This window comes from Cryobacterium sp. M15, assembly GCF_002929675.1.
GTDB lineage: Bacteria > Actinomycetota > Actinomycetes > Actinomycetales > Microbacteriaceae > Cryobacterium > Cryobacterium lyxosi.
In genome coordinates this window covers 1-22301 of record NZ_PJJW01000035.1, presented here as the reverse complement: position 1 = coordinate 22301, position 22301 = coordinate 1, and the positions used below count along the sequence as shown (strand labels likewise).

General features: G+C 63.2%; 18 protein-coding genes and 1 pseudogene. 11 read left to right on the top strand and 8 right to left on the bottom strand.

Annotated elements, in window-relative coordinates:
- Positions 1-67: 67 nt before the first annotated feature.
- The 4 genes from CXY83_RS06710 to mtrA all read right to left on the bottom strand — a co-directional run bounded on the left by CXY83_RS06710 (position 68) and on the right by mtrA (position 4942).
- Positions 68-766: a ComF family protein gene (locus CXY83_RS06710; protein ID WP_104196611.1), complete on the bottom strand. Its 699-nt coding sequence runs from the start codon at positions 764-766 to the stop codon at positions 68-70.
- A gap of 98 nt (positions 767-864) precedes the next feature.
- The gene (locus CXY83_RS06705; RefSeq protein ID WP_158251856.1) at positions 865-2571 is read right to left on the bottom strand and encodes an LpqB family beta-propeller domain-containing protein; all 1707 of its coding nucleotides are present in this window, start codon (positions 2569-2571) and stop codon (positions 865-867) included.
- Positions 2564-4204, bottom strand: coding sequence for an MtrAB system histidine kinase MtrB (gene mtrB, locus CXY83_RS06700; protein ID WP_199184912.1), 1641 nt, complete (start codon positions 4202-4204; stop codon positions 2564-2566). The genes CXY83_RS06705 and mtrB overlap by 8 nt, the downstream gene beginning before the upstream one ends.
- Positions 4205-4261: 57 nt before the next feature.
- Positions 4262-4942 (bottom strand): MtrAB system response regulator MtrA, encoded by a 681-nt coding sequence (gene mtrA / locus CXY83_RS06695; protein WP_104196609.1) that lies wholly within the window; start codon positions 4940-4942, stop codon positions 4262-4264.
- A 156-nt stretch (positions 4943-5098) separates the two neighbouring features.
- Between mtrA and CXY83_RS06690 the strand changes: the two genes are divergently transcribed.
- Genes CXY83_RS06690 through CXY83_RS06670 form a run of 5 tightly spaced genes read left to right on the top strand, consistent with a single transcriptional unit; the run spans position 5099 to position 10620 of the window.
- Positions 5099-6262, top strand: a complete 1164-nt coding sequence (locus CXY83_RS06690) for a glycerophosphoryl diester phosphodiesterase membrane domain-containing protein (protein WP_104196608.1) — start codon at positions 5099-5101, stop codon at positions 6260-6262.
- Positions 6259-6978: a DUF4129 domain-containing protein gene (locus CXY83_RS06685; protein ID WP_104196607.1), complete on the top strand. Its 720-nt coding sequence runs from the start codon at positions 6259-6261 to the stop codon at positions 6976-6978. The genes CXY83_RS06690 and CXY83_RS06685 overlap by 4 nt, the downstream gene beginning before the upstream one ends.
- Entirely contained in the window at positions 6975-8291 is a 1317-nt protein-coding gene (locus tag CXY83_RS06680; protein WP_104196606.1) for a DUF4350 domain-containing protein, read from the top strand. Before CXY83_RS06685 ends, CXY83_RS06680 begins: the two co-directional genes overlap by 4 nt.
- The gene (locus CXY83_RS06675; protein ID WP_104196605.1) at positions 8288-9310 is read left to right on the top strand and encodes a MoxR family ATPase; all 1023 of its coding nucleotides are present in this window, start codon (positions 8288-8290) and stop codon (positions 9308-9310) included. The genes CXY83_RS06680 and CXY83_RS06675 overlap by 4 nt, the downstream gene beginning before the upstream one ends.
- Before the next feature lie 2 nt (positions 9311-9312).
- Positions 9313-10620 (top strand): DUF58 domain-containing protein, encoded by a 1308-nt coding sequence (locus CXY83_RS06670; protein ID WP_104196604.1) that lies wholly within the window; start codon positions 9313-9315, stop codon positions 10618-10620.
- A 174-nt stretch (positions 10621-10794) separates the two neighbouring features.
- Here the strand turns inward: CXY83_RS06670 and CXY83_RS06665 are convergent, their stop codons facing one another.
- Entirely contained in the window at positions 10795-11790 is a 996-nt protein-coding gene (locus CXY83_RS06665; protein ID WP_104196603.1) for a stage II sporulation protein M, read from the bottom strand.
- Positions 11791-11807: 17 nt separating this feature from the next.
- Between CXY83_RS06665 and CXY83_RS06660 the strand changes: the two genes are divergently transcribed.
- Both CXY83_RS06660 and CXY83_RS06655 read left to right on the top strand, forming a co-directional pair.
- A complete protein-coding gene (locus tag CXY83_RS06660) occupies positions 11808-12671 on the top strand; it encodes an RDD family protein (RefSeq protein ID WP_104196602.1) in 864 nt (287 codons plus the stop codon).
- A 168-nt stretch (positions 12672-12839) separates the two neighbouring features.
- Entirely contained in the window at positions 12840-13841 is a 1002-nt protein-coding gene (locus CXY83_RS06655; protein WP_104196601.1) for an isopenicillin N synthase family oxygenase, read from the top strand.
- A gap of 301 nt (positions 13842-14142) precedes the next feature.
- Here CXY83_RS06655 and CXY83_RS18080 read toward each other — a convergent pair whose 3' ends face one another.
- Together CXY83_RS18080 and CXY83_RS18575 are read right to left on the bottom strand one after the other, a co-directional pair.
- Positions 14143-14748 carry a dienelactone hydrolase family protein gene (locus CXY83_RS18080; RefSeq protein WP_104196600.1) on the bottom strand — a complete coding sequence of 202 codons (606 nt, stop codon included), beginning with the start codon at positions 14746-14748 and terminating at the stop codon, positions 14143-14145.
- Positions 14658-14876 (bottom strand): annotated as a pseudogene (locus tag CXY83_RS18575) (dienelactone hydrolase family protein); the annotation flags it as partial. The gene CXY83_RS18080 and the pseudogene CXY83_RS18575, both read right to left, overlap by 91 nt.
- 246 nt (positions 14877-15122) lie before the next feature.
- Between CXY83_RS18575 and CXY83_RS06640 the strand changes: the two are divergent.
- Complete coding sequence (locus CXY83_RS06640) at positions 15123-15656, top strand: DUF488 family protein (RefSeq protein WP_104196599.1); 534 nt, start codon at positions 15123-15125, stop codon at positions 15654-15656.
- 99 nt (positions 15657-15755) lie between these two features.
- Positions 15756-16658, top strand: coding sequence for an alpha/beta fold hydrolase (locus CXY83_RS06635; RefSeq protein ID WP_104196598.1), 903 nt, complete (start codon positions 15756-15758; stop codon positions 16656-16658).
- Positions 16659-16757: 99 nt separating this feature from the next.
- Here CXY83_RS06635 and CXY83_RS06630 read toward each other — a convergent pair whose 3' ends face one another.
- Positions 16758-18086, bottom strand: coding sequence for an OFA family MFS transporter (locus CXY83_RS06630; protein ID WP_104196597.1), 1329 nt, complete (start codon positions 18084-18086; stop codon positions 16758-16760).
- 778 nt (positions 18087-18864) lie between these two features.
- On the opposite strand from CXY83_RS06630, the gene CXY83_RS06625 reads away from it, so the two are divergent.
- Positions 18865-21159: an FdhF/YdeP family oxidoreductase gene (locus tag CXY83_RS06625; protein ID WP_104196596.1), complete on the top strand. Its 2295-nt coding sequence runs from the start codon at positions 18865-18867 to the stop codon at positions 21157-21159.
- A gap of 403 nt (positions 21160-21562) precedes the next feature.
- On the top strand, positions 21563-21808 hold the full coding sequence (locus CXY83_RS06620; protein WP_104196595.1) for a hypothetical protein: 246 nt from the start codon (positions 21563-21565) through the stop codon (positions 21806-21808).
- Positions 21809-22301 lie beyond the last annotated feature (493 nt).

Here is a 22301-nt window from a genome sequence, read left to right as displayed (position 1 = left end):
GTCTCCACCGTAGCCGTGGGAGTGGAATAAGTCACAGTATTTGTCGACGAGTTTGCTCAGAGTGCGATTACGGGGACAGCAGACGCCGTGTTTCCGCGAGTGTGGCCAGACCGACGACGGCACCGCCGGCAGCAGACACGGCGCGGCGCGCCTCGAGCAGGGTCGCTCCCGTGGTGACGATGTCGTCGACCAGGATCACCAGCATCCCATCGAGCGGACGCCTGGCGACGAGGCTGTTGCTCTTGTTCGCAGCCCGCGCCGCCCGGCCGAGGCCCACTTGGTCGAGCGCCTCCGTGCGCTGCGCGAGCGCCGGAAATGGGTGCAGGCCGGCGCGGTGCAGCAGGGCATCGACCGGGTGGTAGCCCCGAACACGCCAGGCCCGACGAGACGACGGGATGGTCACGAGCTGGATTCCGGGGCCGGCATCATAACGCGCAGCACCACGACCCCGGCGGCCAGCGGGCACGGCGGCCAGCGCGGCCACGATGGCCGCCCGCAGCGGCCCGGCGAGCGCGGCGGCGGCATCCGTTCGGCCGCCGTCTTTGTAAGCCGCGATCGCATGACGGGCAGCGCCCTCGTAGGTGAGTGCGGCCCAGATGACGGCGTCGTCGCGGACGACCGGGTGCACGGAAGGCACCAGCGCCCGCCGGCACTCGGCGCAGAGGGCGCGGTCGACGACACCACAGCCACTGCACTCGGTCGGTAGCACGGTTGCCCAGGCATCCCGGCTCGCAGCGGCCAGACGCGCGCGCAGCTGTCGACTCATGGCCCCAGTGTGCCGCGAGGTAGCGGCAGGGCCGGCCCGAACGCATCAGCGGTGGATAAGCGCGCCTCGGCGCCTCCTGGGGAGAAGCGGCGGGTTGCTCAGCCGCCGAGGCCTTGCTGGGTGGCAAGCAAGGTCACGCCGCCGATTCGGGCCTGCCAGCCTGCTCCACGTTGCACCGCGAGGCTGCCGCTGTCAGTGAGGGCTCGCAGATCACGCACCGAGTTGCTGCCGACAATGAACCGGCTACTCACGGGGGATTCGAGAATGGTACTGACGCCACCAATCTGTTGCGCGACGACGCGGGCTTCGCCGCTGGGCAGCGTGCTGAGCGAGGCGACGGTCAATTCATTGATCCAGGTTGCGTCACGGCCGACTCCGCCACCCGACGCCAGCAGTACTGGCGCACCGATCCCGGTCGGCGCCGCGCCGGTACGAATGATGGAGGCGATGACGAATCGGGTCTCAGAACCGGTGCCGAGGAGTGCGATCAGCCGAGAGCCGTCTCGGGACACTTTCAGTGCCGCGATCGACGTGGCCTCTGGCCACGGGGTAGGCAGCAGGGTTGCTTCCCCGGTGGGGCTGTAGACGACGAGAGCACTTGGATCGTCAGCTGGCACCGACCAGACGAAGCGGTCATTGTCGATCGATGGCGCGAGCAGCCCCGCGCGCGCATCGAGCAGCTCGGGTTCATCGCCGGCCCGAACGACGTAGACGCCGTCGCTGGTGAGTACGGCCGCCGATCCCTGGCCCGATGCGAGCGTCACAGCGGTCGGAGCCAGCTGGGCGATGGGCTCAGAGAGCCCATCCAGCAGGGTGACGCTCTGCCCGGTCGCGGCGAGAAAACCGAACTCGTCACCGCGCAGCACGAGCGCCCGGGCATCTACCCGCGGATCCACGAGCGGCGCCCCTGATTCCAGAGCAGTGATGGCCTGGGAGTTCTGGTCGATGGTGATTTCGACTGTCAGGCCCGTCGGCAGACTCGCCGCCAGCTGCGCCTTCATGCGCTGGAGGGTCTGCCGATCGGCGTTGAGGGCTTCGCTGTTCAGATCGACCATGGCCTGACGCCCGACAACCTGCACGGCATCGGCGGTGAGCTCGGAACCTTGCGGAAACGCCGTGGCCACGGCACCGGTCAGCCAGGCGCTCGGTCCGTTCAAGACCGCGTTGACCAGTTTCGTCGGAGCGGATGCGCCGCGCGGAAACCAGCGCAGGTCCGGCACCAAAAACCGAAATCCCGGATCATAAAAATAGACCGGCTGGGCGCTGAATACCTCATTGAAGGTGTTTTCGTCAATCACCGTGCCATCCGGAGCCGCGCTGATGCGCCACTGGCCACCGATCTGCGCAAATTCGTAGCGCAACGGTACCGGACTCGCGTCGACCTCGCGGTATTCCCCGGACTGGTCCACTTCGGCGATCGGCGTGACCGCCACGAGGGTGGTGGCCTCGTCGATGACGGTCAGGGTGCGCCCTGAACCGTTGTCGACGGTGACGCCCGAGGTGGGGTCCCAACTGGATTGAAACGCCGGAGCCAGAAACTGCCGGGCGATGTCGTAGTTGCTCTCCGGGCTTGACGACGCGTCGATGAAGCCGCGCAGAATAGCCTCCGTCGAGGCGTCCTTCTGCGGTAGCGCCGGCAGAAAAACCGGGGCCGGATTATCGTCTGGCGCAATGTCATTGCCGGCGTGTACGACACCGTCGCGTGGAATACCGGTGCAGCCACCGAGCCCAACGGCGAGACTGACGGCCACCAACAGCGCCGGAGCGACCCGCCAGAGTGAACCACGCGCTCTGCGATCAGTCATGCTGATCTCCGCCCATTCCAAGCACATGCCCGACGTCGCCCAATGCGGCCGTTGCGTCGTCGGGAGGCAATGGGATCGGGGACGATTCGAGTACAACTCCGGCCGTGCGCGGCAGGGTCAGCCGAAAACACGACCCCTCGCCCGGACTCGACCAGACCTGTAGCCAGCCGTTGTGCACGCTTGCGTCTTCACGCGAGATGGCCAGTCCGAGTCCGGTGCCCCCGATCGTGCGTTGGCGAGACGGATCAGCACGCCAAAACCGGTCGAACACGTGCGCGACTTCGGCCTGGGTCATGCCGAGCCCGTAGTCCCGTACCGCGAGCGCGACCGCGTTCGCGTCGCTGTCGACTGACACCACGACGGGTTTACCCTCACCGTGTTCGATGGCGTTGCCAATGAGGTTGTGCAGAACCCTCCGGATGCGTCGCGGGTCGACGTCGGCATTGAGATACCCGCCCGGCGCTACGATCCGCAGGTCACTCCCCTTCGACTCGGCCAGTGACTTCAAGCTGTCGATGGCGTCCTCGGCGAGATAGACCAGATTCGTCGGTTCACTCTCAAGTTCCACCGACCCGGCATCGTACCGGCTGATTTCGAGCAGGTCGCTCAACAGCAACTCGAAGCGTTCCACCTGGGTGTGCAGCAACTCAGCGGTGCGGCTGGTGGCTGGCGGAAAAGTCGCCCGCTGGTCATAGAGCACATCACCGGCCAAGCGGATGGTCGTGAGCGGCGTTCGCAATTCGTGCGAGACGTCCGATACAAACCGTTGTTGCACCTCGGACAGGTCGGCGAGCTTACGAATCTGGCTCTGCAAACTGTCGGCCATGCCGTTGAACGAGCGGGCAAGCGTGGCGATGACGTCTTCGCCCTTCTCGGGAATGCGCACTTCGAGGTCGCCGGAGGCAAGTTTCTGGCTCGTCTCGGCGGCCACCCGCAATGGCGTGACGACGAAGCGCACGACGATCCACGATACGGCCCCGATCAGCAGGACGAGCGCGACACCGGCCACCCCGAGCGTTTGCTGCACGAAGAGCAGCGTCGCTTCGGAATCCTGCAGACTGTAGGCGATGTACAGCTCGTATCGGCCGGCCACGGGAACCGTGATCTGCGACCCGACCACTATCCCGGGCATGGTGGTGGCCTCGTCACCGGTCAGGGTGACGGACTGCCAAAATTGATCACCGTCGTTCGCCTGCACCTCGGTGCGCAGGTCGGCTCCGATCACGCCGGTCGATTGCCCAAACGTCGACGAATCCAGCGGCGCGACGGTCGACGGATCCTGGCCAGGCACCCGCAGCACGGCGACCAGTCGACTCGACGAGGCAGCGGAGATCGAGGTGCGGGCCGAACTGAGCAGGTTCTGCACCTCGACCCGGTCGGTGGCATCGGAGGAATCGAAGAGGCTCTGCGCGGAGCTGCTCGCACGGTCTGATTCCAGCAGGACCTGGCTGAGCCGCGACTGGAACAGGTCAGTACCGATGCTGACCGACATGTACACACCCACGACCAGAATGGCCAGCCCGGACAGCGCTACGGAGATCGTCACCGTACGAAATTGCAGGGACGAGCGCCACGACGCGCGCACGAGCCTCGGCCAGTTGCGCGGCCTGCTCCAATAGGTCAGCTGAGGCACGGTTTCGGAAACCGTTTCTCTGGGCGTCGCCGGGAGGACATCTCTGGTCTGCGATTTCTAGCTGATCGTACCGGCGCGATAGCCGACGCCGCGCACCGTCATGACGATCTTGGGATTATCGGGATCGTGCTCAACCTTGGATCGCAGCCGCTGCACGTGCACGTTCACGAGCCGGGTGTCCGCCTTGTAGTGGTAACCCCAGACCTGCTCCAGCAACATTTCGCGGGTGAAGACCTGCTGGGGTTTGGAGGCGAGGGCTAGCAGCAGGTCGAACTCGAGCGGTGTGAGGTTGATCGCCGCCGTTCCGCGGGTGACTTCGTGGCCGACTGCGTTCACCACGAGGTCACCAATGTGCAGGGCCAGTGCGCCGTCGACAGCGGGCGGGCGCAAGCGTGTGCGAATGCGGGCGACGAGCTCCTTGGGGTTGAACGGCTTGACCATGTAGTCGTCGGCGCCGGACTCGAGCCCCTTGACCACATCGGTGGTGTCAGACCGGGCGGTGAGCATGATGATCGGCACCCCTGATTCTGCGCGGATCAGCCGGCACACTTCGATGCCGTCGAGGCCGGGCAGCATGAGGTCGAGCAAGACCAGGTCAGGCTTCTCGGTACGAAACGCTTCGAAGGCGAGCGATCCATCGGCACAAAAGCCCGGCGTGAAGCCCTCGCCTTGCAAAACGATGCCGATCATCTCGGACAGGGCGGTATCATCATCGATAACCAAAATACGTGCAGTCATGGGTCTCTTTCCAGAACGTCAGCTCCGTGTGTTCTGATGTCGTTCGCTCAGCAGATTGCCCGATGAGTAGGGCAAAGTCTCGCATAAGAGTAGCTGAGTGCGCTGACAGAGTGCTCGCGAGCGCATTTCTCGATCGACCTGTGCCAGCATTGAAGGGTGACCGACCCCTGGCTAGCCCCCGACGCCCCCGTTCCACCGCGCTATGGGGAGTTGGCGACACCGTCCTCGCCCTATCAGAGCGCGCCGCACTCGAATAGACCCTTTCCAGGCAGCAACCCAGGCCAGGCCTGGTCGCCTCCGCCCAAGCCGGGACTGATTCCACTGCGGCCGATCGGATTCGGTACGCTGCTCGGCGCGTCTTTCCGGGTCCTGCGCCGCAATCCCAAGGCCACCTTCGGTAGTGGTCTGATCGTGCAGGCGGTGATTATGCTCGTCACCGTGGTCATCGTCGGGCTCGTCACGTTCTGGGCCCTTGACCGCGTTGACAGCGCCCCGCTCGACCAAAAGGATGCCGTCATAGCCGGCTCGGTGCTGGCCGGCTTGCTGTCTGCCATCATTCCGATCGCTCTGTCGCTCATCGCTTCTGCGTTGCTGCAGGCCGTCATCGTGGTCGAGGTGGCCCGCGCGACCCTGGGCGAGAAACTGCGGCTCGGCACTCTGTGGCGCCGGGCGGCGACTCGTCTCTGGCCGCTGACCCTGTGGACCCTGCTGCTGGGCGGTGCGCTGCTCGTCGGCGTGGCCGTGCTGGCCGGCATCGTCGTGCTCTTGATCAGCGTCGGCGGTGCCGTCGGCCTCGTCGCCGGCGTTCTCATCGGTGTCTTCGGCGGTCTGCTGCTCGCGGCTGCGAGCGCATTCCTCTTCACCAAAACCAGTGTGGTTCCGAGCCTGATCGTGCTGGAGGAGCTGGGCCTGCGGGCATCCGTTATTCGGTCGTGGTCGCTGACGCGCGGCTACTTCTGGCGCACCCTGGGCATTCTGCTGCTGATCACCGTGATCGTGCAGGTCATCAGCCAGATCATCAGCATGCCCGTGTCGCTGCTCATGGGAATCGGCACTACGCTCGTCGACCCGGCCGGGGCGTTCATGGAGCAGTCGTCCATCATCCTCACCGTCATCAGCCTGATTATCGCCATTCCCGTAGCGGCGGTGGCGGCTGTTGTGCAGTCAGCGACCATAGCGCTGGTCTATCTCGACCTGCGCATGCGCAAGGAAGGCCTCGACCTTGAGCTGGCCCGCTACGTCGAATCGGCAGCGCAGGGCGGCGACGTACCCGACCCGTATCTGGCGCCAACCGTGTCCGGCGGATACTCGGCGGTATGACCGAGGTGGGCCTGGCGCAGCTCGGATCGATGGTCGAATCACTCCTCGACCGCTTCACGTTCGGCGTGCCGCATGATGTTCCGGTGGTTCCTGATGCGCCAGACGCCCGCCAGTGGCTGCGCGAAGAGCTCGTTAAAGCCCCGTATGCAGCGGCCCGGCCGACCTGGTTCGACCGGGCGTCTCAGGCTTTTCTCGACTGGCTCAATTCGCTGGCTGGCAGCGGCGACGGCAGCCTGACGGGTTGGGTTCCGATTGTCGCGGCCGTGCTCGTGCTCGCGGTGCTCGTGGCGGGCTGGCTGCTGTTCGGCGCGCCAAAACTGGCCAGGCGCCGCCGGGCAGATCTCGACCTGTTCGGCGCGATCGACCAGCGCAGCAGCTCCGAGATGCGTGCGGCGGCCGACGCGGCGGCCGGTCGCGGTGACTGGAGCCTGGCCTGCGAGGAGATTTTTCGCGCCCTGGCCCGCGGCTTGGCTGAACGCACGGTGCTCTCAGTCACGCCCGGCACGACCGCGCATGATTTCGCTGCCCGGGCTCAGCTGGCGTTTCCGTCCCACGGTCCGGCACTGGCCCGCGCTGCAGACACCTTTGATCGGGTGCGCTACCTCGAACAGGTCGGTCTCGAGCCCGACTACCGCGCCCTCGCCGCGCTCGAGGCTGAATTACGGGCTGCGGCGCCCGCCATACTCGCCCCACTGACCGAGGCGGGTCGGTCATGAGCGCAACGCTCGGTTCCCCAACCGATGCGCCTGTTCGCTTGACTGGTACTGCCGACAGCACGACCGTGGCTACCCCGACCCTGCGAGCGCTGCTGGGCCGCTCCTCATTCTGGCTGATCGCCACTGCCTGCATTCTGGCCACCGCGATTGTCGCCGTGCTCGTGTCCGGCGGCAGCCAGGCGGCTGGCCGAGCGCTTGCCGGGGACAACGCTGCTCCGGCCGGCTCGATGGCGCTCGTGGAGGTGCTTCGCCAGCAGGGTGTCACCGTGACTCTCGCCAGTTCCCTGGCCGAGGTGCGGGGCGCAGTCGGACCAAATTCAACCGTGTTCCTGTACGACGAGAACAGCTACCTCGATCAGTCGCAGCTGCGCGAACTGGGTGACCTCGCCACGCGCACCGTTGTCGCGGCACCGGATTTTCTGGCTCTTCAGGCGCTGGCCCCGACCGTGGGCTTTGGCGGTGTGTCCGAATCCGACACTCTCGCCGCTGACTGCTCTGTGCCGACCGCGAATCGAGCGGGGGAACTGTCACCGGGCGGGGACACCCTGTCCATTCCGCCCGGGAGCGGGCAGTTGCTTCTCACCGGTTGTTTTGCCAGCGACACCAACACTTTCTCGCTGGTTCAGGTGCAGAACGACACGACCGGCGGGATCATCTCCGTCGTGCCCGACGCCCGCCTGTTCAATAATGAGCACATCGCTGACTACGGTAATGCGGCGCTCGCACTCGGGTTACTGGGGCCGAGCGACTCGCTGGTCTGGTACCTGCCGACACTGGCCGATCTGCCCCGCACCGGGCCTCCGTCACTCGCCGATTTGATGCCCGGCTGGGTCACCCCGGTGCTCGTTCTGCTCATACTCGCCGCGGCCGCCGCCGCGTTCTGGCGGGGAGCGCGGTTCGGACCGCTCGTGGCCGAGAACCTGCCGGTCACGGTGAAAGCGAGCGAGACCATGGAAGGTCGCGCCCGATTGTACGCGCGCAGCAATGCCCGGCTGAGGGCGCTGGACGCCCTGCGGGTCGGCGCTGTGCAGCGACTCGCCCTCGCTGTTGGCCTGGGCCGCCTCGCGCATCTGGAGGAGGTCGTCGGCTCGGTCGCCCATTTCACCGGCCGCACTCCCGACGACGTGCGGCGAGTGTTAGTGGACGCGATCCCCAAATCCGACGCGCAGCTGATGGCATTCTCCGACGCTTTACAGGCTCTCGAACACGCGACCGGTCAGGCCGTACGAGCCGGGGCCGCGCCGGCTGCTCGGGCGTCGGCATCCGTTTCTCAGGAATTACCACCCCCTCCAGCCGAAAGAATGGACCCATGACCACTCCAGCCACCCCAATCACGCCCGCTGACTCGCTCGCAGCTGCGGTGCCCTCGACCGCAGAGGATGCCGCCGCACTGCGGGCCGCGCTCAACCGGGTGCGCTTAGAGGTCACAAAGGCCGTCGTTGGGCAAGACGGCGCGGTGACCGGGCTGATCATCGCGTTGCTCGCGCGCGGCCATGTGTTGCTTGAGGGCGTGCCCGGAGTGGCCAAAACGCTGCTCGTGCGTACGCTCAGCCACGCGCTGAGCCTCGACACGAAGCGCATCCAGTTCACGCCCGACCTGATGCCAGGGGACGTGACCGGGTCGCTCATCTACGATGCTCGCGCGGGCGAGTTCGAGTTTCGGCAGGGCCCGGTGTTCACCAACATCATGCTCGCCGACGAGATCAACCGGACGCCGCCGAAGACGCAGTCCGCACTGCTTGAGGCCATGGAGGAACGCCAGGTCAGCGTTGACGGCGAATCGCTCAAGCTGCCGGAGCCGTTCATCGTGGCGGCGACCATGAACCCGATCGAGTACGAGGGCACGTATACGCTGCCGGAAGCGCAGCTGGACCGGTTTCTGCTCAAGCTCGTGCTCGAAGTCCCCCAACGGGTCGATGAGATCGAGGTACTGCGCCGCCACGCTGCCGGTTTCAATCCGCGCGACCTGGCCGGGGCCGGGGTGAGCGCGGTGCTCGGACAGGTCGAACTTGCCGCGGCGCAGGCCGCGGTGGCCCGGGTCGGTTCGAGTGCGGATGTGCTCGCCTACATCGTCGACCTGGCCCGCGGCACGCGCACGAGTCCCTCGGTCAAGCTCGGGGTCAGTCCCCGCGGAACGACCGCGCTGCTCGCCGCCACCAAGGCGTGGGCCTGGCTGAGCGGATACGACTCGATCACGCCCGATCACGTGCAGGCGATGGCGTTGCCGGTCTGGCGACACCGGGTGCAGCTGCGCCCGGAGGCCGAACTCGAGGGCGTCTCGGTGGATGCCATTCTGCGCGGCGTGCTGCAGCAGGTTCAGGTTCCGATCTAACGATGACGCTCAGCGGACGGTTCGTTCTTCTCCTCGCCCTCGGGGTGGTGCCTATCGTGCTGTTCGGGCCCGATCCTACGGCCGCCACCGGCGTTCTTTTTCTCTGGCTGCTGCTGGTGTTCGTGCTTGGCGGCCTTGACCTCGCGTTGGCGGCGTCTCCGCGTGCCGTGACGGTCGAACGGATGCTGCCCGCCCGGGTCCGACTCGGGGAATCCGTCACGAGCGAGCTGTACCTCACCAACACCGGGCGCCGCCGCCTGGTCGGCGTCGTGCGGGATGCCTGGCAGCCGTCGGCAGGCGCCGGACGCAATCGCAGCCGCGTCGTGATCCCGTCCGGGGAACGGCGGCTCGTCTCGCTCACGCTCACACCATTTCGGCGCGGGGAACGACGGGTCGAACAGGTGACGGTGCGCTCGCGCGGGCCGCTCGGCCTGTGGAACCGCCAGGCCACGCTGAACGCGCCGGGGCGCATCCGGGTATTGCCGCCCTTTCATGCCCGTAAACACCTGCCCGCACGAATCACGCGACTCAAGGAGCTCGACGGACGCACGAGCGTGATGGTGCGCGGGCAGGGCACCGAGTTCGATTCGCTGCGCGAATACGTGCGCGGCGACGACGTGCGCTCGATCGACTGGCGGGCCACTGCCAGGCGCAACGATGTGATGGTGCGCACCTGGCGACCGGAGCGCGATCGCCGCGTCATCATTCTGCTCGACACCGGGCGAACCTCGGCGGCGCGGGTCGATAACGAGCCACGCCTCGACACCGCATTCGAGGCTTCCCTGCTGCTCGCCGCTCTCACCTCGGTTGCCGGCGACCGGGTAGATTTTCTCGCGTTCGACCGCCGGGTGCGCGGCCGTGTGCAGGGGGCCAGCGGGGCCGCCCTGCTCTCGCAGCTGGTCGATTCCATGGCCCTGATCGACCCGGAACTGATCGAGATGGACTGGGCCGCCGTTCCCGGGCAGGTGCGGTCCATCACGAGCCAGCATGCCCTGGTCGTGGTGCTCACCTCGATCGACGCCGCGGGGGCGTCGACCGGGCTGTTGTCGGTGCTGCCCCAGCTCACCAAACGACACACGGTGATCGTGGCCTCCGTGCTCGACCCTGCCACCGTGCTCGCCGCAGCCACCCGCGGTGGTCGCGACGAAATTTACCGGGCGGCGGCGGCGGAACGGGCCCTGCTCGACGTGGCACGCGTATCGGCTGCTATCCGTCGGCTGGGAGCGGATGTTGTCACCGCCTCGCCCGCGCAACTCCCGCCGGCCCTGGCCGACCGCTACATCGCCCTCAAGGCTGCCGGCCGGCTCTGACGACCAACGGCTGCGGGGACACCCTTGGCGCCGTCCGCGTCAACACCACTCCCGCCACTCAAGACCGTGGAGACGACCAGAGACGACCAGAGACGACCAGAGACGACCAGAGACGACCAGAGACGACCAGAGACGATAGCGTCTAGTTTCGGCAATCGGCAGCGAGGCGAGGTGTCAGGCAGCGTAGATGCGGGTGCTTCCGGCCTCAAACTCACTCAGGTCGCCGGTTTCACCGGCGCGAGTGGCGCGGCCGCCGACCCCGATCATGTACGTCAGGAATGCGCCGAGCGCGACGGCTCCGATCCCGATCTTGATCGGCCATGGCCACGCCTGCGGAGTGACGAATCCCTCGATGATGCCCGACACCAGCAACACGAAAACGAGACCGATGGCCACCGTGAACAGCGCACGGCCGTCTTCGGCGAGCGCCTGCCCGCGGGTGCGGGCACCGGGGGCGATCCAGGCCCAGAAAATGAGCAGTCCACCAGCCGCTGCCACGAAGATAGCGGTCAGTTCGAGCAGCCCGTGCGGAGCGATGTAGAGAAAGAATACGTCACCCTTGTCATAGGCGAACATGATCGCTGCTGTGGTGCCGAGGCTCACGGCGTTTTGCAAAATAATGAACGGAACGTAGACCCCGGTGATGCCAAAGGCGATGCACTGTGCGGCGATCCAGGCATTGTTCGTCCAGACAAATCCAGTGAATGACGCCGCAGGGTTCGCCGAATAATAGCCGACGAAGTCCTCGTTGGCCAGCTGGGCGAGTTGGGTCTCCGTTCCCAGATTCGCGAGCACCTCTGGATCGTTGTAGGCCCACACCGCGTACAATCCGGCGACGAGAAAGGTCACCACGGCGACCACAAGCGTGAGCCAGCGCAGCCGATAGAGGGCCGCCGGCAACTGGGCGACGAAAAATCGCGGAATTTGCGCCAACACATTGGCATTCACGCCGGTGAAACGCAGCCGGGCACGAGAGAGACCGACCGACAGGCGGTCACCTTCAAGAGTCGACCCGGCAGTGGACTTGATCGCTGAGAGCTGGGTGGCACCGGCCTGATAGCGCTCGATGAGTTCGTCGGACTGGGCACCGCTCAACTCCCGCCGGGCTCCGAGCTCGGTCAGGCGGTCCCAGTCGGCGCGATGCGCGGCCGTGTAAGCATCGAGATCCATCTGGTTCAATAGTAGACATGAACGAGACCGGGCGTCCCGCCGATCGTGCCGACCGTCACAGTGATCTGATTCGCGACGACGAGCTCGTCACCGGCGAGGCAGTTGCGCTCGACGTACGCCCCGCCAGCGTCATTCTGCGCGCCGCCGGCTCCATCATCGACACGATCGCCTATCTGGCCCTGTACCTGCTCATTATGCTGGCCCTAGTTATGACCATCGCGGGCGATACCGACTCGGCGCTCACCCAGGCCATCTCGATTGCCGCGCTCGTCTTCGCCGTACTGATCGTGCCGGTGCTGGTCGAGACCCTCACTCACGGTCGATCGCTCGGCAAGCTCGCCATCGGTGCCCGCATCGTACGCGACGACGGCGGAGCGATCTCCCTGCGCCACGCATTCATTCGGGCCTTGACCGGGGTGCTGGAGATCATCATGACGCTCGGCGGGCTCGCCGCCATCACAGCTTTGCTCAACGGCCGATCGAAGCGCCTCGGCGACCTCCTGGCTGGCACGTACAGCCAGCACGAGCGCGTCCAGCGCAACAAAGAGATCCCGCGCCCGATGCCCGAAGCATTGCTGCCGTGGTCGCAGACCGTTGATATTGCCAGGCTGCCCGACCAGCTGGCGCGGCGGGTGGCCCAGTACCTTCGGCAGTCACCTCACCTGACCGCCCTGACCCGCGAACGTCTGGCTCAGACCCTCTCGGCGGAGGTCACTCCGTTCGTCTCCCCACTGCCCGATGCTCCGGCTGAGTCCTTCCTCATCGGAGTCGCCGCCGTGCGCCGAGAACGCGAATACACCGCACTCCTCCTCGAGCGCGAGCGCCTGGCGCGCCTGGCCCCGATCTTGACCGGCCTCCCCCACGGCTTCCCCAACCGCTGATGTCGTCATCGCGTGTGGGTCGAGCGATACGCCGCAGGCAGCAGCTGGCATGCCCGGTTTCGTCAAGTCCGACTTCACCCCGACACGTCCCGGAGTGAATTTGACGATGGCGAAGGCTCGGAGTCGTCATAATTCGCGACGTGGCCTGCCCGGTGTCAGACTTGAAACATGGTGCCTTCACTACCAATCCTCGATTTCTCTCAACTCGACGCTGGCGAGGCCGAAGCTGCGGTATTCCGAGCTGAACTCCTGCGCGTCACCCACGAGGTCGGGTTCTTCTACCTGACCGGCCACGGCGTCGACCCGCAGCTGACAAAGGAACTTCTCGCCGTCTCTCGTAAGTTCTTTGACTTGCCGGCCGAGCAGAAACTCAAGCTGGAAAACATCCACAGTCCCCAGTTTCGTGGTTATACCCGCGTCGGTGGGGAGCTCACCGCCAACGCCATCGACTGGCGTGAACAAATCGACATCGGGGTAGACCGCAAGCCCGTGCCCTTCGCCGCTGGAACTCCAGATTATTGGCGCCTTGAGGGCCCGAATCTCTGGCCGGAGTCCCTGCCTGAGCTGAAGACCGTCGCTCTGCGCTGGAATGCAGAGCTGAGCCGCATCGCGCTTCGCCTGCTGCGCGCCTGGGCACTCGCCCTCGGCAGCCCCGAGAACGTCTTCGACGCCGCTTTCGCCGAGAACGCTTTTCTCCTGACCAAGATCGTGCGTTATCCCGGCCAGCCTGTACGTGCGCAGGGTGTGGGCGAGCACCGCGATGGTGGGGTTCTCACGCTGCTGCTCGTCGAACCGCACAAAGACGGTCTGCAAGTCGAACACGACGGCGAGTGGATCGACGCTCCCCCGCTCGAGGGCGCCTTCGTCGTCAACATCGGCGAAATGCTCGAGCTGGCAACGGATGGCTACCTCAAGGCCACCCTGCACCGCGTCTTCTCCCCTGAAGACGGCTCCGACCGCATCTCCGTGCCGTTCTTCTTCAATCCAGCACTCGACACCGTAATGCCGAGGCTGCAGCTCGACGAGGGCCTGTCTCGCGAGGCCCGCGGGCTCTCCGCCGACCCGACCAACAGTCCCATTCTCCAAACCACCTACGGTGACAACGCGCTGCGCTACCGCCTGCGCGCCCACCCCAACGTGGCCGCCGCCCACCACGCCGATCTGATCTAACGCCAGACGACGGATGAGGCAGAGGCCGAAGCATCCGTCCCGACAAGCGCCGGGTTGCGGAGACTCGGTTGGGCCCGTTTGATACGGATGATAGCGGGCTGGTGAGTGTGAAAATCGGTTTCTTCCTCGATACGTGGAATGTATCCCCGCCCGAGAACGTGCGGATGTAGGTGATATCGGCAACCCATCTGCATTTGCTGACAGATCGACTCGACCCGTATTCCTGCTCGTTCACGTCGATGACCGTGTTCATCTGACGGAGGGGCGCTCTCTGAGTGGTGTCGACGATTGGTAGCGATCTTTACGGAGACGGCTGGTTGGCCTGGCGTAAATAGGTTTTCAGAAAGAGGGCCGTTCGCTTGAATGCGTCTGCTGTCTCGTCTGCGGCGTGGCGTGGAAGGTCCGGGTCCAGGGCGAAGCCGTGGCGAACTTTGGGGTACACCACCACCACGGATTGCGTGATGCTGTGGGTCAGGATTTCGCGCATCCGTTGAATGTCACGGGCGGGGGTACTGGCGTCTTTGCCGGCATATATTCCCAGCCAGGGTGCCTTGAGCACGCGTGCGGCATCGATTCCACTGAGGATGCCAGGCCAGCGTGGAGACGCCAAGTTGGCGCCGTAGAAGGTGACTGCGGCATCGATGTGCAGTGTTGCTGCCGCCCACAATGCGAGGGTGCCTCCCATGGAGAAACCTATTATCGCTACTTTCTGTGCTCCCTGGGCGCGAATCCAGGCCTGGGCGCTCTCGATGTCACAGGTGAGCCCTGCCGTCGTGAGGGTGTTGTGGTACCGGCGGGCTTNACGACGGGGTCTTTGATGCGGTGGTAGAGGTGCGGCGCGGCGGTGATGTAACCGCAGTCGGCCAGTCGAACGACGAGATCGGCAACTGGCGCGGAGAGGCCCCACACCTCATGGAGCACGATGATTCCAGCCCGTGCTACGCCGGCCGGCACTGACACTGTCAGTGGGACACCGTTCGCTCCTGCAGTGTTAATCGCGCGCGAATGGTCGGAACGGTTCGGGATCGGTTGCATGCTTTCTCCGTTCGTTCACGGACACCTATGGCCGCGGTGTTATCGGGGATATCCGCGCCTAGCTCGTGTGACCCGGTGAACCGCAACGAGCAAGCCTCCTGCACTGATCAGGTTAGCGACGGCTTCAGCATGGCAACAGGGCGATGGCCAACGTCCAGGGGTTCCCCGTTATTGCGGAACCGAGTGTCGGGCGCACACATCTGATATTCCTGATGCGGGCTGTAGTAGGTGCGGTTCAATGGGAGCATGGCTGAAACCTGTGTGTACACGATCGGGCACTCGACTCATCCCATTGAGGAGTTCGTTGAAATGTTGAATAGACACGGTGTCGAACGACTCATCGACGTGCGCACCGTTCCGGGGTCTCGTCACAACCCGCAATTTGGGGAACACGAACTTATCGCCAGCATGCCGAAGGCAGGTATCGACTATCAGCGACTCGCCGACCTCGGCGGGCTACGGCACACCCCGGTGGCAGAAGCATCTATCAATGGAGCGTGGCGTAACAGGAGCTTTCGCAACTACGCCGACTACATGCAAACGCCCGAGTTCGTTGCCGGTGTCGATGAGTTGATGGCGCTGGCGAGGAAGCAGACCGTAGCGATCATGTGTGCCGAGGCCGTGCCCTGGCGTTGTCATCGATCACTGATCGGAGATGCGTTGCTGGCGCGGGGCCTTCAGGTTGCCGACATCATGAGCCCAACCTCGACCAAGCCGCACACCCTGACCAGCTTTGCCAAGGTCAACGGTGACCGTGTCTGGTACCCACCGGAAGAGTGATCAACGAGGGTGCACGGCAGCACGTCGTGGACGTGTTGACACAACCTACCGCGAGTGAAAGTCTGAATTGTAGGCATAGACGAGCGAAACGAGGACAGTATGGCCGAATTCACAACGGAAACTGATCAACTCACGGGGGTGCGGCATCGCACCATTTCCGTCGATGGGCTAGAGATCTTCTTTCGGGAGGCGGGCCCCGCGGACGCGCCGACGCTCGTTCTGCTGCACGGTTTCCCTGCTGCGTCGCACCAGTACGCGCACTTGATGGATCGGCTCAGCGACCGGGTGCACCTCATTGCACCGGATTACCCGGGGTTCGGTTACAGCAGCGCTCCCACCTCGAGTAGTGACGGCGGGGACTTTGTTTACTCTTTCGATCACGTCGCCGAGGTTATCGAAGCATTTCTGGTCACCCTCGGCATCGACGCGTTCTTCATGTACGTTTTCGACTTCGGCGCTCCTATCGGGTATCGCATCGCGGCGCGACATCCGAATTGGATACAGGGAGTCATTGCACAAAATGGCAACGCCTACGAGTCCGGACTAGGACCGAATATGCAGCCGGTGGTTCAGTACTGGATAAATCAGAAGGAAATGGAGCCTGTCATCCGCGGAGCGCTTACAGCCGAGGCAACGCGCTCCCAACATCTCGAGGGGGCCGCGCATCCGGATTTCGTCGATCCGGACGTCTGGACCTTGGACCAACACTGGCTTGATCAAGCTGGACGAGACCAGATCATGCTGGATTTGCTCTATGACTATCAGTCCAACGTCGCACGGTATCCCGCGTGGCAAGCGTGGATGCGCGAGCACCAGCCCCCCATGCTATTGCCCTGGGGCCGTAACGATCAGTTCTTTTCTGAATCAGGGGCGCGCGCGTATCTTGACGACCTACCGTCTGCTGAACTGCACCTGCTCGACACCGGGCACTTCGTCTTGGACGAACAGCTGGACACCGTCGTGCATCTGATCGATGACTTCATCGGGCGACACACTCCATAGGAGCCACTCGACGCACACGCACCGCAAAAACAGACAGATAGATTGAGGTCGTCAGCTGTTTGTAAACGCTGATCCGAAACGAAACCCATTCGCTTCTTGCTAGTTGACAACCTTCGACGCTTCGGCTGTCGAATACGCGGCAGTTGGCTTCAACGCGTCAGCCTTCGGTCGCGGCATTTTAGTGATGATGGGGACGATCAACGACGTCAGGGCAATAATGCCCATGACGGTGTACCCCAGCGTGTAGTCCTTATCCGCGCCGATGAGAGCAGCGATGATTGGTGAACCGATGATCCCACCGAGGCTCCACCCGATGATCATGAGCCCGTAGATCGCACCAGCGTGTTTGACTCCGAAGAAGTCTCCCGCCGTTGCGGGCATCGTGCCGAACCCGCCGCCGAAGCAGAGATAGACGATGGCGGCGAGGACGAAGAACAGCACAGCGTTGCTGGCGTGGGGAATGACCAGCAAACAGATACCCTGCAGGCCGAGCATCAGACCGAATGTCGTCATCCGACCGGTCTTCCCAGAAACCCATGCCCAAAAAACACGGCCACCTCCATTGAACAGCGCCAACACTCCGACGAGCGCGGCAGCACCGCCGATGCTATAACCGGCGATGTCGATCGCACTCGAGTTGGCCTGGGCGACCAACGCAATGCCGACAGTGACGTTGAGGGTGAGAATTCCCGCCAGAAAATACCACTGCGGTGTCCGTAGTGCCTCTTTTTCGGTGAACTGCTTGTAGCTGTCGTGCGCCCTACCTGTGGAGGCAGGCACCCAACCTGGAACCGCGTATCCGGCAGGCGGGTTACGGAAGAATGCCGCGCCTATCAGCGCGAGCACAAGGTAACCGATGCCAAGAGGCAAAAAAGCCCGGCTCGGTTCCGTCGGAGTCATAGCGATCAACCACTGGGCGATGGGTGCGGTCAGGACCGCTCCAAATCCGAAGCCGGCTACGGCAAGTCCGGTGATGAGACCGCGTTTGTCTGGGAACCACTTCTGCAACATTGCAATCGGTACGATGTACGCCAAGCCGAGGCCGAATCCGCTGATGACTCCGTAGCCGAGGATCAGGAGCCACAGCTGGGTGTTGTCATGCGAGAGCGCGAACGAGGCGAGGATGCATCCGAAGGCATAGATGGTGCCTCCGGCCAGGGCCACCGGCCGCGGCCCCTTCTTATCCTGGATCCTCCCACCGATGTAGCTGCCGATGAAAATCATGCCGATTGTCACGGTGAATGGCAAAGATGCTTCCGGATTGGTGAGTCCCATGGCATCCGGGCTCTGCAATGCTGAACTGAACACACTCCACGCGTAGACAGCGCCAATCGAGAACTGCAGCAAAAGCGCTGCAATCACGATCCCCCATCGCCCCGCCGTCGGTTTTTTGGTCGTTCCACCGGTCACAGTGGCTGATGAATACATAGTTCTACCCTTCTAATGGTTATGGGTAAGTCCCCCTTTAAAACATTCATGGCGCGCGGCCCATCGCTAATCCCACTCTGGGATCCCGCAGAGGAGTTTGTCAAAAATAAAGCCTAAGAGGGGTTTGTCAAAAATGAAATCGGAAACACCCGCGATCGATTGTTATCTCATCGTCACTCACTTTGTGTACAGACTAAGTGCGCCCCTGTCAACACTGGCCTAACTGCAGGCACCACAAGAATTCGTGGCATGCGAATTGGGCTTGAGGCGCGGATTTCACTGCGGGACGCCAGCGGCCAGCGTGACATTTCAGGTCGCTATTCGCGTTCAGCCGCTCTCAGGCGTCCTTTTTCACGAATAGCGAAACATCACTCTCAGCAGGCGTTTTGTCGTCCCGTCGTTACCCACTCAGCTATTTAGTCCTATCAGCTAAGTGAGCGCTACGCAAATACCAGCTCCCGATCTGGAAGGAGCGGAGAACGATTTCGACTCTATCTACATCTGATAACGCGTCCGAATTTCCTCCGCCACAGTGGGTTTTGGTCGCGCCCAGCGGGTGTCGATCCCGGTTCAGTCCGACCCAGATCCAGACATCGCATATCAACAGAAGCGTACGCCCCCACTGATAACCGCATTTAGACTCCTATGCGAACTCTGTGATGCGGATGGCTTTTGTGAAAAACAGATGCCTGAAAATAATGCATGTCCACCGCGTTGAAAATATTTTTTACGGGGTTTTATTGTCGCGACGATTCATTTTTAGGAGCAGGATGGACATATGAAACGTGCAGCACCGGTAAATGACATCAACGAAAGCAATCTCGTCGTTAAGAAGCCAAGAACTCACGCAGCGGGCCTCGAAGCCGTCGTGGTGGCCCTTGACCGTGGAATTGCTCAGGCTGGACTGTCCCGCACAGCCCGCTCATTGCTTCGCCTGAATCAGCGTGACGGCACCGACTGCCCCGGATGCGCCTGGCCCGAATCCCAAGGGCACCGAAAAACAGCTGAGTTCTGCGAAAACGGCGCCAAGGCCGTGGCCGAGGAGAGCACCACCCGCACGGTAAGTCCGTCTTGGTGGGCGCAGCATTCCGTCGAGGAGCTCGCAACCAAGACCGAATACTGGCTGGGCAATCAGGGCCGTATCACCCACCCTGTGGTCATCCGTCCCGGTGACACGCACTACTCGCAAATCAGCTGGGACGATGCCTTCGAGCTCGTTGGGCAGAAGATTCGCGAGAGCACTCCGAAGCGCACCGTCTTCTACACCTCGGGTCGAACGGCCAATGAATCGGCGTTCATGTACCAGCTTTTTGCGCGGTCCATCGGCACCAACAACCTGCCGGACTGTTCAAATATGTGCCACGAATCTTCGGGGTCGGCGCTGAACCCAACGATCGGCATCGGCAAGGGCACGGTCTCGCTTGACGATATCCATCAGGCCGAGCTCATCTTCGTCGTCGGCCAGAACCCCGGCACAAACCATCCCCGAATGCTGTCCGCCCTGGCCGCCTGCAAGGATAATGGTGGAAAAATCGTCGCCATCAACCCGCTGCCCGAGGCGGGACTGTTCAACTTCAAGGACCCGCAGACCCCCTCCGGACTGATCGGAAGCGGTACCAACCTCGCCGACGAATTTCTGCAGATCAAGGTCGGCGCCGACCTGGTCCTGTTTCAGGCACTCGGTCACCTCCTACTCGAAGAGGAAGAGCGCGTGCCAGGTTCCGTCGTGGATCACTCCTTCATCGCTGAGAACACCGATGGGATAAACGCCTATCGGGCCGCCCGCAAAACCATCGACTGGGAGGTGACCGAAGCCGCTACCGGCCTGTCACGCACACAAATCGCCACGGTTGCTCAGATGATGGTCAACTCCAAAGCCACCATCATCTGCTGGGCCCTCGGACTCACGCAGCAGCCGCACTCCGTAAACACGCTCAAGGAGATCATCAATCTGCTCCTGCTGCAGGGAAACTTCGGCAAGCCCGGCGCGGGGGCGTGTCCGGTGCGGGGACACTCCAACGTACAGGGCGATCGCACTATGGGCGTCTGGGAAAAGCCGCAGGAGCCAATGCTCGCGGCCCTGGACAAGGAATTCTCGATTGAATCCCCGCGCGAACATGGCCTCGACTCAGTCGACACCGTGGACGCGTTCGAGAACAACAATGTTGACGTCTTCATTTCCATGGGTGGTAACTTCGCGCTGGCATGCTCGGACACCGATCTACTCGAGGCAGCGATGCAGCGGGTAGGCCTGACAGTGAGCGTGTCGACCAAACCCAACCGGTCGCACGTCCGCCACGGACTGACCTCGTTGATTCTGCCCACCCTCGGCCGCACGGATACCGATGACAAACATCCGGGTGGCCGTCAGGTGCTCAGTGTCGAAGATTCCATGTCCGTTGTGCGCACCACCCAGGGACGCCTGAAACCGGTTTCAGACCACATGCTGGCCGAACCCGTGATCATCGCCCGCATGGCTAACGCCACCCTCGGCGCCGACCACGTCATCGATTGGAAGGCGATGGCTGACGACTATGACGTCATCCGTGACCACATCTCGCGGGTTCTCCCAGGTTTTACTGACTTCAACGCCCGACTCAAGACGAAGAACGGCTTCGTGTTGCCGAACCCGCCACGAGATACCCGCAGCTTCAAGACCGACATCGGTCTTGCCCGCTTCACAGTGAGCCCGCTGGAATACCTCACCCCGCCGGCCGGCCACCTCATCTTGCAGACCATGCGCAGCCACGACCAGTACAACACCACGTTCTACGGTCTTGACGACCGCTACCGCGGCATCTCCAACGGTCGCCGGGTGATTCTGATCAATGCCGAAGATGCGATAGAAATGGGTTTCTCTGATCGTGCCGCGGTCGATGTGATCAGTACCTTCCAGGGTGCCGAACGCCGCGCGGACGACTTTCGTCTCGTGTTCTATCCGACTCCACGCGGTTGTGTGGCGGCGTACTTCCCGGAGGCGAACGCGTTGATGCACCGCGAGCTCGTAGCGAGAGAATCGAACACCCCCGGCTACAAGGCCATGGCGGTGCGGTTTGTGGCACGTGCCGAGTAATCTGCCCTGCTGAGCCCACCGACTGAACCCGGCCCTTCCAACCAATGGGATGGGAGGCCGGGTTCGGTTCAAGCGCTGGCCGGCGCGGCAACGATGCCTCCCGCTCCACGAACCATCGTGAGTAGTACTGCGACCCACGCGAAAACTCTACGCGCCACGATGCCCACTCATGAATGCCTTAATGCATGCGAAAACGCTGGCGCGATCGGCGATACTACGTGCCTCCTTTGTCACGATGAAAGCACCAGCAAAGCTCCCCGCGAAGCGCATGGCACTGGTCAGCTTCAACTTCGGGGACTACCGTGGCTTCAATACGCGCTGATGAACGTCTTGGCACGATCGCTCGCTCCTTGACGCGTTTACACGCAATGCTCGTGGCGAATCCGATGAAAAGAAGGAAAAAATGACCGACGACAGCGGCACCCAAGACGAACCGGTTCAGGACCAACATTTCCAACCGGATGACGCCAAAGCTGCAGGGATCCTGATGCAACAAGAAGCTGATCTGGCCGGTCATGACGAGGAGCACGTTCTCACCGCTCTACGTCAGCGCTTTACGGACATCGGGGTACACATCGACGAGGACACGCTCCAGGCTCATGCACATCGCATCGCGGGCCTCCGACCGAATGATTTCTCAAAAAAGTAAACCCCTGCCCGAAGACGTGAACAGCGTCATCTTCAACCTCGCGCCTTCCCCCTCCCGCCAGCGTCGGCGGGGAAAGTGCCCCGCCACAAACGGACGCTTGCGTAACGCAACATGAGATTGGACTGCACCAACCGTGACGCAACAAATTCGTTCATGTTGTGGGCGGGGTGGCGGGATATTCGCGGGGTGTCGAGTTTTCGGGTGGTTTTGGGGGTTTCCGCACGTTCTTCGCGGAAGCCCCCAAAACCACCCGAATGTTTGAGCTGAGGAGCGAGTATCCCGCCACCCCGCCCTGCCCTGCCCTGCCCTGCCCTATCCTGCGCTGCCCTGCCCTGCCCTGCCCGGCGCTGCCCGGGGCTAGGAGGGGCTTTCGTGAAGCGTGTGTTAACGCATAACAACCACCCGGGGTGGCTGTTAACGCAGAAAAGCCATCCCGTGAGGGATGGCTTTTCTGGTGTTTCTAAGTTAAGTCCGGCGGTGTCCTACTCTCCCA